The 13,640-nt window shown below is 45.2% G+C and carries 6 protein-coding genes and 1 riboswitch; of the genes, 4 read left to right on the top strand and 2 right to left on the bottom strand.

The window, feature by feature from the left end:
• Positions 1-95: 95 nt before the first annotated feature.
• Together uvrA and OCV50_RS01575 are read left to right on the top strand one after the other, a co-directional pair.
• A complete protein-coding gene (gene uvrA, locus OCV50_RS01580) occupies positions 96-2,927 on the top strand; it encodes an excinuclease ABC subunit UvrA (RefSeq protein ID WP_261903535.1) in 2,832 nt (943 codons plus the stop codon).
• Positions 2,928-3,022: 95 nt separating this feature from the next.
• Complete coding sequence (locus tag OCV50_RS01575) at positions 3,023-4,807, top strand: PglL family O-oligosaccharyltransferase (protein ID WP_261903534.1); 1,785 nt, start codon at positions 3,023-3,025, stop codon at positions 4,805-4,807.
• Positions 4,808-4,884: 77 nt separating this feature from the next.
• Here the strand turns inward: OCV50_RS01575 and OCV50_RS01570 are convergent, their stop codons facing one another.
• Entirely contained in the window at positions 4,885-6,024 is a 1,140-nt protein-coding gene (locus OCV50_RS01570) for a pyridoxal-phosphate-dependent aminotransferase family protein (protein WP_261903533.1), read from the bottom strand.
• A 176-nt stretch (positions 6,025-6,200) separates the two neighbouring features.
• Positions 6,201-6,378: riboswitch (Lysine riboswitch) on the top strand.
• Positions 6,379-6,485: 107 nt separating this feature from the next.
• On the opposite strand from OCV50_RS01570, the gene lysC reads away from it, so the two are divergent.
• On the top strand, positions 6,486-7,859 hold the full coding sequence (gene lysC / locus OCV50_RS01565; protein WP_261903532.1) for a lysine-sensitive aspartokinase 3: 1,374 nt from the start codon (positions 6,486-6,488) through the stop codon (positions 7,857-7,859).
• Positions 7,860-7,920: 61 nt separating this feature from the next.
• Here lysC and metH read toward each other — a convergent pair whose 3' ends face one another.
• Positions 7,921-11,598, bottom strand: coding sequence for a methionine synthase (gene metH / locus OCV50_RS01560; RefSeq protein WP_261903531.1), 3,678 nt, complete (start codon positions 11,596-11,598; stop codon positions 7,921-7,923).
• A gap of 169 nt (positions 11,599-11,767) precedes the next feature.
• On the opposite strand from metH, the gene OCV50_RS01555 reads away from it, so the two are divergent.
• Entirely contained in the window at positions 11,768-13,051 is a 1,284-nt protein-coding gene (locus OCV50_RS01555; protein WP_261903530.1) for a cation:proton antiporter, read from the top strand.
• The last annotated feature ends 589 nt before the right edge of the window (positions 13,052-13,640 follow it).

The following is a 13,640-nucleotide window of genomic DNA, read 5'->3' as shown; positions in this document are numbered from 1 at the left end:
TGCCTTTTTTGTACTGTTTTTTTATCCAGTAAAACTTTGCACAAAACTCACACTATGTAATACTTTAGCCACTGAAAATTACATGGTTGCCTGAAATGGATAAAATTGAAGTAAGGGGTGCTCGCACGCACAACCTCAAAGATATAAACCTAACAATTCCAAGAGATAAACTCATTGTGATTACGGGTTTGTCTGGGTCTGGTAAGTCTTCACTGGCTTTCGACACCCTGTATGCAGAAGGTCAACGTCGCTACGTTGAGTCATTGTCTGCCTACGCACGTCAATTTTTGTCTCTTATGGAAAAGCCCGATGTTGACCACATCGAGGGCTTGTCTCCGGCGATCTCTATCGAGCAAAAGTCGACATCTCATAACCCGCGTTCAACCGTGGGTACAATAACAGAGGTCTATGATTATCTTAGACTTTTGTATGCTCGTGTGGGCGAACCTCGCTGTCCAGATCATCATGTACCGCTTGCTGCTCAAACCATCAGCCAAATGGTGGATAAAGTTCTAGAACTGCCTGAAGGCTCGAAAATGATGCTGCTTGCTCCTATCGTCAAAGAGCGTAAGGGTGAGCATGTAAAGACACTACAAAACCTTGCGGCTCAAGGCTTTATTCGAGCTAGGATCGACGGTGAGACCTGTGATCTTTCCGATCCACCAACATTGGAACTACATAAAAAGCATACTATCGAAGTTGTGGTCGATCGTTTTAAGGTTCGCCCTGATCTTCAGCAGCGCCTAGCAGAATCTTTTGAGACCACACTAGAATTATCGGGTGGTATCGCTGTCGTCGATTGGATGGACGATAACGATCAAGAAGAGATCGTATTTTCGGCTAACTTCGCCTGTCCGAAATGTGGCTACAGCATGCAAGAGCTTGAGCCTCGACTGTTCTCTTTCAACAATCCAGCTGGTGCTTGTGGTACCTGTGATGGCCTTGGTGTACAACAGTACTTTGACCCAAGCCGAATTATCCTTGACGACAACCTAAGCATTGCAGACGGTGCCATCAAAGGCTGGGATCAAAAGAACTACTACTACTTCCAAATGCTTACCTCACTTGCTGAGCATTACGGATTTGATTTGTTTGCACCATTCAACGCTTTACCAAAGAAAACTCAAGATATCATCTTGAAAGGCTCCGGCCGCACAGAGGTAGAGTTCAAGTACATTAATGACCGTGGTGATATTCGTGTTAAGCGTCATCCATTTGAAGGTATTTTGAATACGTTAGAGAGGCGCTACCGTGACACCGAATCAAACTCGGTTCGTGAAGATCTTGCCAAGTACATTTCAACTAAGTCTTGCTCTAGCTGTGGCGGAACCCGACTGAGACTTGAAGCACGTAATGTCTTTATTGGCGATACTACCCTGCCGCAAATTGTTGAACTCAGTATCGCTGACGCATTGGAATTTTTCCAAAATCTGCAGTTAAGTGGTCAGCGTGCCCAAATTGCCGAAAAGGTCATGAAAGAGATCAACGACCGTCTACACTTCTTGGTCAATGTTGGCTTAAATTACCTCAACCTCTCTCGTAGCGCAGAAACACTTTCAGGTGGTGAAGCGCAACGTATTCGCCTCGCGAGTCAGATAGGCGCAGGCTTGGTTGGTGTCATGTATGTGCTAGATGAGCCTTCAATCGGCCTCCACCAGCGTGATAATGAACGACTATTGCAGACCTTGGTTCACTTACGCGATCTTGGCAACACCGTTCTCGTTGTAGAACATGATGAAGACGCTATTCGTTGTGCCGATCATGTGATCGATATCGGCCCTGGTGCAGGTGTTCACGGTGGTAACGTCGTAGCCGAAGGTACGATGCAAGAGATCATCGACAATCCAAACTCTCTGACCGGCCAGTACCTAAGTGGCGCTAAAGAAATTGCGGTACCAAAAGAGCGAACTCCTATCGATAAAAAGAAAGTGGTTGAGCTGATAGGTGCAACAGGCAACAACCTTAAAGAGGTGACAGCAACAATCCCTGTAGGTCTATTCAGTTGTATTACTGGTGTTTCCGGCTCAGGCAAATCGACCTTGATTAACGATACCTTCTTTAAGATCGCGCACACGCAGCTTAACGGCGCCACTACCGCTGTGCCTGCACCGTATAAGAAGATAAAAGGCTTAGAGCATTTCGACAAAGTGATCGATATCGACCAAAGCCCAATAGGACGAACTCCGCGTTCTAACCCAGCCACTTATACCGGTATCTTCACGCCAATTCGTGAACTATTTTCTGGTACACAAGAAGCACGTTCACGTGGCTACAAGCCTGGTCGCTTTAGCTTTAACGTTCGAGGTGGTCGCTGTGAAGCTTGTCAGGGTGATGGTGTAATTAAGGTAGAAATGCACTTCTTACCGGATGTATACGTCCCTTGTGATGTATGTAAGGGGAAACGCTATAACCGTGAAACATTAGAAGTGCGCTACAAAGGCAAAACCATCGATGAAGTGTTAGAGATGACGGTCGAAGACGCTCGTGAGTTCTTTAATCCAGTTCCGGTAATCGCACGTAAGCTCCAAACATTAATGGATGTTGGTTTATCTTACATTCGCCTTGGACAAGCAGCCACAACACTTTCTGGCGGTGAAGCGCAGCGTGTTAAACTGGCTCGTGAGCTATCTAAGCGTGATACGGGTAAAACTCTCTATATCCTAGACGAGCCGACTACAGGTCTGCACTTCCACGATATTCAGCAACTACTGACTGTTCTGCATCGCCTGCGTGATCACGGAAACACAGTCGTGGTGATCGAGCATAACTTGGATGTAATTAAAACCGCAGACTGGATCATTGACTTGGGCCCAGAAGGTGGCCAAGGTGGTGGTGAAATTATTGCTGCTGGTACACCAGAAGATGTGGCACTGGTCGAAGGTTCTCACACCGCTCGCTTCCTTAAGCCTATGTTAACTATGAAATAGGCCTACAATAGCGCTCAGCGAATAGGACGAAAAGTGTTACAGTATCGGGGCTTGTTCTAATTGAACAGGCCCCGTTTTTATAAGGTTAAGGATCTATGGCGACAATACACACCAGTGGTACACAGCTTGAGGGTCAAGTGACTCAACTTCCGCTCAATAAGCCCTTTTTGGTTTCTTTGGCCGTTGTCTTTCTCATTGCTATGCACTTTTTTATGCCCAACCCTGGTGGTTCAGGCTTAGCGCTCTCTTTCAATCCAACCACTTGGCTAGCTTTGAGCTTTACTCTGGCAATCGGCTTTTACCAAATGGCCAATAACCGCGTCATCAAGTACTCAAAGCTCACTATAGGGCTATTGATTAGCTGCATTATTCTTACGCTGCCAGTCCTATATAGTAACGCAGCTCCTTCCGGTGCTTCAGGTCGCTTACTCGGGCTATGGACTGGTTTTGCTTTTTTCGTTCTTCTTCAGCAGTTCAAGTTCAGTAACAAACATAAACAGCGTTTACTGTGGTTCATTGTACTTGCGGTTATGATTCAAGCTCTGTTTGGTTACTTCCAATACTTTTTCTTAGAAGCGGGCAACATGTTTGGCTACAACACCAAAGCCAACCGCCCTTATGGTATTTTCCAGCAGCCGAATGTTATGGCGAGTTTTCTCGCTACAGGTTTCGTTCTTTCTGCATATCTACTGGCGAGACAGCCAACCAAGTATAATCTCAAGCTGAGCGAATCGTTTCTGCTCTATCTGATGCCAGCAATCACTGTACCATTGCTGATCATCATTGCATCAAGAACAGGTTGGCTGGCGAGCGTATTAAGCTTTCTCCTTATCCTTCCATACCTTTATAAATTTTCGACGAGGAAGCGATTTTACGGCTGGTGCGGTTCGGTATTACTGGGAATTATCGGAGGCTTGGCAATTATTGGTTTGCAAACGAATAATAGTTTAGCTAGTGAAAAAGCCAATAGATCCCATTTAGAAGATGCCCGTGGGTTTATATTCCCACAAGCCTTAGACATGATGGTAGAGAAGCCATTCTCTGGTTATGGCTACGGTAAATTTGAGTCGGAATACACGCTGTACACAGCACGTCAGCACCAACTCAATCCTAATTATCACCCTGGACTTCCAGCGATGGACCATCCACACAATGAGTTATTATTTTGGGGTGTCGAGGGCGGTATCGTACCGATAATAGGTATTCTACTTGCAGCAGCTTTGGTGGCTGGCAGGATAACCACCGCAACAAAGGGAACCCAGTTAGCTCTGTTCGCGCTGTTTATTCCGATCGTTTTACACTCGCAGCTCGAGTACCCGTTTTACCATTCAGCCATTCATTGGGTTACATTCATCGTATTACTTTACTGGGTTGACCAACGCACCTCTTATCACTACCAAAAGGGATTCAGCGTTATCAGTAAGACTTTGTTTAGAGTAACAAGCTTAGTCGTGCCTATTCTTGTGAGCTTCTATATGTTGAGCGCCTTGCACACCAACTATGTGCTGACCAAGTTTGAGAAATCACAGCCTAAGAATCCGGATATTCTAAAAGAGGTTTCGAACCCTGTGGTTTGGAAAGATCGCTACGATTGGGATATCTACAGTACTTATCTCAATATCGGACTCTATCAAGAAGATCCAAAACTGATTCAACCGTATATTGATTGGTCACTAAATATCATCAAGTCGAAACCACGACCTGCCTTTTACAACAACCTGATCTTGGCTTACCAAGGCTTAGGTGACGAAAGTAAAGCGGAACAGATTCGCAGCGAAGCACAATTTCTGTTCCCGAATCGAGACTTTTCGACAGTGCAATACCAACGTCCATCACAGGTAAAATCATCGACGTCATCAGCACAAAGTAGCGCTCAATAGCTCTGCGATAAACTTACTAGCACAAAAAAGGCGAACGAGATAACTCGTTCGCCTTTCAATTCAATGAATCGCTTAGCTTATTTCAAAACATCCGCCAGTGCTTTCAAACATAGAGCAACATTCTCTTTTCGAGCACCATAACCCATTAAGCCAATTCGCCACGCTTTTCCTGCTAGTGCACCAAGTCCTGCACCAATCTCTAGGTTGTACTCTTCAAGCAGACGCGTTCGAACAGCCGCTTCATCAATCCCTTCAGGGAAATACACCGCGTTCAGTTGCGGTAATCGACTTCCTTCTTCAACCACAAAGCTTAGTCCAAGAGATTCAAGGCCTGCTTTTAGCTCACGGTGCGCGGATTGGTGACGCTCCCAGGCATTCTCTAAGCCTTCATTGCGCAGAATCACTAACGATTCATGCAGAGCGTACAGGCTATTTACTGGTGCAGTATGGTGGTAGCTACGCTTTCCTTCACCGCTCCAGTACCCCAGTACCAAGCTCTGATCTAAGAACCAACTCTGTACTGGTGATTGGCGTGCTTTCATCTTCTCAACCGCTTTTTGAGAAAAAGTAACAGGCGAAAGGCCCGGTACACAAGACAAACACTTCTGGCTACCCGAGTACACAGCATCTAACTGCCATTCGTCCACCAGCAAAGGAACACCACCCAATGACGTAACCGCATCCACGATAGTCAAAGCATTAAAACGACGAGCAACTTGAGAAACCGCGTCAGCATCCGTGAGGGCGCCTGTCGATGTTTCTGCGTGAACAAACGCAACTGCAACCGCATCTGGGTGTTCAGTAAGTGCTTGTTCTACTTTATCAATCGATACCGGTTTTCCCCATTCGTCATCAACCAGAATCGCTTCGCCGCCACAGCGAACTACGTTCTCACGCATTCGCTCGCCAAAAACACCATTGCGACACACAATCACTTTTTCACCCGGCTCAATCAAATTAACGAAACAAGTTTCCATACCTGCACTACCCGGTGCTGAAACTGCAATCGTAAACTCATTCTCCGTTTGGAAGGCATATTTTAATAGCTGCTTAACCTCATCCATCATATTGATAAACAAAGGGTCTAAATGGCCGATGGTAGGACGGCTTAGCGCTTGCAGAACTCGAGGAGATATATCAGAAGGCCCAGGCCCCATAAGTGTGCGATGAGGAGGAAAAAAGCTTTCAGCGATGGAAGTAGTGTGCAGGTTAGACATAATTATCCCTTATGTTTATGACATGAACCTTCCACACTAAAGCAAATCCACTACCTCAGCAATTAACCGAAAGTCTCGAGGTCAAACCAGTGTCACAGAATTGTTAAATTTATTTTCACTTTATCTTGAGTTACCGATTGACATTCGTACCGCAAACACGTTCAATAAAACAGCTATCAAGCAGAAGAGGAGCACTGCCCAGGTAGATGTTTTGTGGAACCACATTTCCAATACAGAACATTCAGGGGGAGCAGTGCCGAGGTAACTGAAACATGTCGGGTTTCTGTTATCGGTTAATTGGGCTGAATCCCATTAACTGTCATCATTCCAATATGATGAGGAGCTTCTGAGGTTTACAATTCAAATACACACCTCTCTTTTTGCTCTAAACCCTCTCTTCAAAACATTGGACGTTGGATTACCAACAGTAATTTTTATTTTAGGAAGTCGGGAGATTTATCGTGAGCGCATCTAATGTAGCTGGTTCTTTTAATGTCGCCAAATTCGGTGGGACAAGTGTTGCTAACTTTGAAGCAATGAGTCGCTGTGCAGCCATTATTGAGAATAACCCAAATACCAAGCTTGTTGTCAGCAGTGCGTGTTCAGGCGTCACCAACCTTTTAGTTGAACTGGCTAACGGCGTACAAGACCAAACTCGCCGCCAAGAGTTAATGAGCCAACTAATGGAAATTCACCACGCGATTTTGGATCAGCTTGCAGAACCAATGAGCGTGGAAAAAGAGATCCATCTTATTCTGGATAATATTGCAAGTGCTGCAGAGGCTGCATCTTTTCAGTCAAGCGCTAAATTGACCGACCATTTAGTGGCGTGTGGTGAGCTAATGTCGACTCACCTTTTTGCTCAAATCCTTAGGGAGCGCGGTGTATCTTCGGTCCGATTTGATATCCGAGAAGTGCTGCGCACCAATGACGCTTACGGCAAAGCTGAACCTCAGCTAGAGCAGATCTCTCAGCTTGCTCAGGAGAAACTGATTCCATTGTGCCAAGAGCATGTAGTGATCACACAGGGCTTTATTGGTGCAGATGATGAAGGCAATACAACCACTCTTGGTCGTGGTGGAAGCGACTACTCAGCAGCGCTGATTGCAGAATCGGTACTTGCTTCTGGTTTAGAGATTTGGACAGATGTTCCGGGGATCTACACAACTGATCCTCGTATCGCTCCTAAAGCATCACCTATCCCAGAGATCAGCTTCAGTGAAGCCTCAGAGATGGCCAACTTTGGCGCTAAAATCCTGCACCCTTCCACGCTGGTACCAGCGCTACGTCATCAGATTCCAGTTTTTGTTGGTTCATCTAAAGAGCCAGAAAAAGGCGGTACTTGGATTCGCCAACAAGTGGAAAGCTCACCACTATTCAGAGCACTCGCCCTGCGCTGCAACCAAACTATGGTTACTCTGCGCAGTGCTAACATGTTCCACGCATACGGATTCCTAGCAAAAGTATTTGAGATCCTCGCTAAGCATAAGATCTCTGTCGATCTTATTACCACTTCAGAGATCAGTGTCTCTCTAACCCTAGATCAAACAGATACCTCTGGTGGTGCCCCGGAACTGCCTGAAGTTGTACGCAAAGAACTTGAAGAGCTATGTACGGTAGAAGTTGAGCATAATCTATGTCTTGTGGCGTTGATTGGTAACAATATGAGTGAAAGCAAGGGTTACGCTAAGCAAGTATTCAGTACACTTGAAGACTTCAACCTGCGTATGATCTGTTACGGTGCGAGCCCACACAATCTATGTTTCTTAGTGCATGAGTCAGTCTCTCGTTCGGCAATTCAAAAACTTCACCAAGAGTTATTTGAGCAAGAGTAAAAATTCAAACAGACACAAAAAAGGGTTGCTCAACAGCAACCCTTTCTCTTTCTAGTCGGCCCTAGTTAATATTTGGACCTAACCATTTCTCTGCTTCAAGCGTATCCCAACCCTTGCGATCTGCGTAGCTATCTACTTGATCTTGCTGAATCTGAGCAATCGCGAAATAGCGTGAATCAGGGTGAGAGAAATACCAACCCGATACTGATGCACCCGGCCACATTGCGTAGCTGCTGGTCAAAGACATATCGATTGTTTCTTCCACTTTCAATAGCTCCCACAATGCGCCTTTTTCAGTATGCTCAGGACATGCCGGATAACCAGGCGCAGGACGAATCCCTTGGTATTTCTCACGAATCAACTCATCATTCGATAGGCTTTCATCGGCGGAGTAACCCCAGATATCTTTACGTACTTGCTCATGTAAGTACTCAGCAAATGCTTCCGCAAGTCGGTCAGCTACCGCTTGAATCATGATAGCGTTGTAGTCATCGCCCGCAGCTTTGTATTCATCGGCCAGCTCACGCTCTCCAATACCACCCGTTACCGCAAAAGCACCAATCCAATCTTTCTTGCCTGACTCTTTTGGCGCAATGTAGTCAGACAGGCAGTAGTTAAAGCCTTTTGGTTTCTCTGTTTGCTGACGTAAGTTGTGAAGAACCTTAGCCACCTCAGTGCGTGACTCATCAGTATAAACCTCAATATCATCACCCACACTTGCCGCAGGGAACAGCGCACACATACCGCGAGCTTTAAGTAAGCCTTCACGCTCAACTCTATCAAGTAGGTCATTCGCGTCTTTAAAGAGACGTTTTGCCTCTTCGCCCACTTCTTCGTGTTCAAGAATCGCAGGGTATTTACCCACTAGCGACCAAGTCATGAAGAACGGTGTCCAGTCGATATAACGACGTAGGGTCGCAACATCAAAATCATCATAAACATGTACACCTGGCTTAGCTGGAGCTGGCGGCGTATAGCTTTCCCAATCAATAGCCACTTTATTCGCGCGAGCTTGCTCTAACGTCACAGGCTTAGTACGAGGCTTCTTACGATTGTGCTGATCACGAACACGTTCATAATCCAAATCTAGCTTCTCAACAAACGCCGGACGAAGCTCATCAGATAACAGAGAAGTACATACTCCAACTGCACGTGAAGCATTGTTTACATACACCACAGGGTTCTTGTAGTTCTGCTCAATCTTAACTGCAGTATGCGCTTTCGAAGTGGTTGCCCCACCAATCAACAGTGGTAAATCAAAATCCAAACGCTCCATCTCTTTCGCCACATGTACCATCTCATCCAGTGATGGTGTAATCAGGCCAGATAGACCGATAATGTCGACATTTTCTTCTTTAGCGACTTTTAGGATCTGTTCACAAGGAACCATCACCCCCAGGTCAATAATCTCGTAGTTATTACACTGCAATACCACGCCCACAATGTTCTTACCGATATCGTGAACATCACCTTTTACCGTCGCGAGCAAAATCTTACCGTTTGAAGAACCTGCTTGTTTGGAGGCATTAATGAAAGGCTCAAGGTGAGCAACAGCCTGCTTCATTACACGTGCTGACTTAACAACTTGAGGAAGGAACATCTTACCTTCACCAAATAGGTCACCAACCACGTTCATGCCATCCATAAGAGGACCTTCAATTACCTCTAGTGGTTTACTGGCATTTAATCGAGCTTCTTCAGTATCTTCGACGATAAATTCAGTAATACCTTTAACAAGTGCATGCTCTAAACGTTTCTCAACCGCCCAAGTACGCCACTCGAGAGCAGAAGCATCTTCCTCTTTGCCCACACCCTTGCCTGCGTATTCTGCCGCAATATCAAGTAGTCGCTCAGTCGAGTCATCACGACGGTTAAGAACAACATCTTCTACAGCTTCACGCAGTTTATCAGGTACGTTATCGTAGATTTCAAGTTGACCGGCATTAACGATACCCATATCCATACCGTTCTTAAAACAGTGATACAGGAACACCGCGTGAATCGCTTCGCGAACGTAGTTATTACCACGGAAAGAGAATGAAACGTTAGATACACCACCAGAAATCATCGCATATGGAAGATCACGCTTGATGTCTGCTACCGCTTCAATGAAATCAACCGCGTAGTTGTTATGTTCTTCAATACCTGTCGCAACCGCGAAGATGTTCGGGTCGAAGATAATATCTTCTGGTGGAAAGCCAACTTCATCGACCAAAATGTTGTAGGCGTTGGTACAAATTTCTAATTTGCGCTGACGCGTTTCTGCTTGGCCAACTTCATCAAATGCCATCACGATAACTGCGGCACCATAACGACGAATCAGCTTTGCTTGCTCAACAAACTTCTCTTTACCCTCTTTCAAGGAGATTGAGTTAACGATGCCTTTACCTTGAATACATTTAAGGCCGGCTTCGATGACTTCCCACTTAGAAGAGTCAACCATGATCGGCACTTTAGAAATCTCAGGTTCAGACGCACACAGATTTAAGAAGCGCACCATACACGCCTCAGCGTCTAGCATCCCTTCATCCATGTTGATATCAATAATTTGCGCACCGTTCTCTACTTGTTGGCGAGCAACCTCCAGAGCCTCATCATAAAGCTCTTCTTTAATTAGACGCTTAAATCGAGCAGAACCAGTAACGTTAGTACGCTCACCAACGTTGACGAATAACGTGTCTTTCTCGATAGTAAGTGGCTCTAATCCAGATAAGCGACAAGAGACCGCTAGTTCAGGTAATGCACGCGGCTCAATCTTATCCACCACATTAGCCATCTGACGAATATGCTCGGGAGTCGTACCACAACAACCACCAATAAGGTTTAGGAATCCACTTTCCGCCCACTCTTTAACGTGAGTGGCCATATCTTCAGGAGAGAGGTCATATTGACCAAATGCGTTAGGGAGACCCGCATTAGGGTGAACTGAAACAAATGTTTCTGAAATGCGAGAAAGCTCATCGACATATGGGCGCAACTCGTCCGGTCCGAGCGCACAGTTCAAGCCAAAAGAGAGAGGACGAACGTGGCGCAGTGAGTTGTAAAAGGCTTCAGTAGTTTGACCTGAAAGCGTTCGACCTGATGCGTCAGTGATGGTACCTGAGATCATAACAGGCAGAGTAATACCTAACTCCTCGAATACGGTGTCAACTGCGAAAGCACAAGCCTTAGCGTTCAAAGTATCAAAGATGGTCTCAATAAGGATCAGATCAGAACCACCCTTGATCAGAGCACGAGTTGATTCGGAGTAAGCCTCTACTAACTCATCAAAACTGACATTTCGGTAGCCCGGATCATTTACATCAGGGGAGATAGAACAAGTACGGTTAGTTGGACCAAGAACACCAGCCACATAACGAGGCTTATCAGGAGTCTTCGCTGTCCACTCATCAGCGGCTTCTCGCGCTAGCTTGGCTGCAGCGAAGTTAATCTCTTCGCTGAGGCTCTCCATATCATAGTCAGCCATTGCAATGGTGGTTGCGTTAAAGGTATTGGTTTCAAGGATGTCTGCGCCAGCGTCTAAATAAGCTGAATGTATGTCCTTAATAAGCTGAGGTTGAGTAAGCACCAAAAGGTCGTTATTGCCCTTGAGATCACTATGCCAATCAGCAAAGCGCTCTCCTCGATAGTCTTGCTCTTCCAGTTTGTAGTTCTGGATCATGGTGCCCATACCACCATCGATCAATAGAATTCGTTGCTTTAATTGAGCTTCGATCTGTTGCTTTACATTACTTCCCACAGTACAGCCTCATTCCTTTAGTTATCACTCCATCCTATCACACATTAAAAAGGAGTCTAGACGTCTAAAACGGGAAATTGATAACTTATCTATGACAAAAAAGCGTTTGCTATTTGAGCTATAGAGGACGAAAATTCATATTCATATTTTGTTACATATCGGAAATCCAATGTCGGTCTACTATACCCTCTGCTTTTTATCTGCAGCAGCTATGTTGATAGCGTTTGTAAACAGCAAGATAGGAAAGATGCAAACCACAATCGCCATTACTGCTGGCTCGATGATGCTCTCACTTATTATCTTGATTGCCGGTCAAAACGATTGGTTTCAGCTGTCTGAAATCGCGTCAGACACAGTAGCGAGTATCAACTTTGAAGATTTTCTACTCAAAGGGATTCTAGGCTTCTTATTATTCGCAGGTGGACTAGGGATTAAATTGCCCAACTTAAAAGATCAGAAGTGGGAAATCACAGTGCTCGCATTGGGCGCGACTCTGTTCTCGACTTTCTTCATTGGATTTGTGCTATATGGATTCTGCCAAGTAATCGGCATTCAGTTTGATCTTATCTACTGCTTACTGTTTGGTTCTCTTATCTCTCCAACTGACCCAATTGCTGTATTGGCGATCGTTAAGAAACTCGACGCTCCAAAACGTATCTCGACCCAGATTGAGGGTGAATCACTCTTCAATGACGGCTTCGGTCTGGTTATCTTTGTCACTTTATTTACTATCGCGTTTGGTACCGAAGCTCCGACAGTAGGCAGCGTAACGATGCTATTTATCCAAGAAGCACTTGGCGGGATTGTTTATGGCTTTGCATTAGGTCTTCTATTCCATTACTTAATCAGTAACACTGACGACCACTCAATGGAGCTATTACTGACCATTGGCATCCCAACTGCGGGTTACGCATTTGCAGAGGTTCTTCATGTATCAGGTCCATTAGCTATGGTGGTATCAGGTATCATGATTGGTAACTGGACTCGCTTTATCGGTTTCTCGAAAGAGAGTGAAGATCATTTAGACCACTTCTGGGAGCTAGTCGATGAGTTTCTAAATGGCGTGCTATTCCTACTAATCGGTATGTCGATGCTACTTTTCGAATTCCACGAAGAAGACTGGATCTTAATGGCTTTCTCAGTACCGTTAGTACTAGTTGCTCGTTACCTGAGTGTATTCCTGTCATACATTGGCTTTAAACGTTTTAGAAGCTATAACCCATGGTCAGTTAAAATCCTTACGTGGGGAGGATTACGTGGCGGCTTGGCTCTCGCGATGGCACTATCTATTCCTTCGGGTATCTGGGTAATTGAAGATAAGCTAATCGATGTGAAAGAGATCATCCTAGTTATGACCTATTCTGTCGTTGTATTCTCTATCTTAATCCAAGGCTCAACAATCACACCTATGATTGAGAAAGCCAAGCTGGCAGAAAAAGAGCTAAACGAATAACCTCCTTCCTTATACAGAGGCTGCTTCTTAAGTAGCCTCTATCCTATCTCCCAAGCCATCTACTAACCATCATTACTCTTCGCATCAACACATCTTAGCACCTACCGAAAGCCTCACGTTTTTGAGATAGACAGCCTTATCTCAATAGATCAGGTACCAACGAGTTAGAACCAATCTAGGATTGAGTAGTATTTGACCTCAATAACACCAGAGCCCACCATTCCACAGAACTCTAAAACTGGAGAGTCAAGTCATCTTGCTATCTCAACACTGCTTCGTAGACACAACACCTAGCATACCTACCGAGGGTTCAGTGTATAGCAGAGTTGAGAATATCTAACTCCCAACACAAGCTTTAGAAAGTACAAATACGTTAGTGTTTCAACTAGAGCCTTCAATATGGCAATACTAGATTGCGCCGACACTTCAAAGACTCGATCGAACAAGCGTGCGAAGGATATACCTAGTTCTTTCAACACAGTTCTAGCTTTAGTATTGGCAGGAAGATTAGGCTAGTGTCTCAGATGTTCGACTGGGTTGGCGCAGTTGCGCTCAGTACATGCTATTTTTGTAATCGAAGAATCAGCTA

The organism is Vibrio fortis (assembly GCF_024347475.1).
Lineage (GTDB): Bacteria > Pseudomonadota > Gammaproteobacteria > Enterobacterales > Vibrionaceae > Vibrio > Vibrio fortis.
The sequence above is the reverse complement of the archived record's forward strand: the minus strand, read 5'-3'. Positions and strand labels throughout refer to the sequence as shown.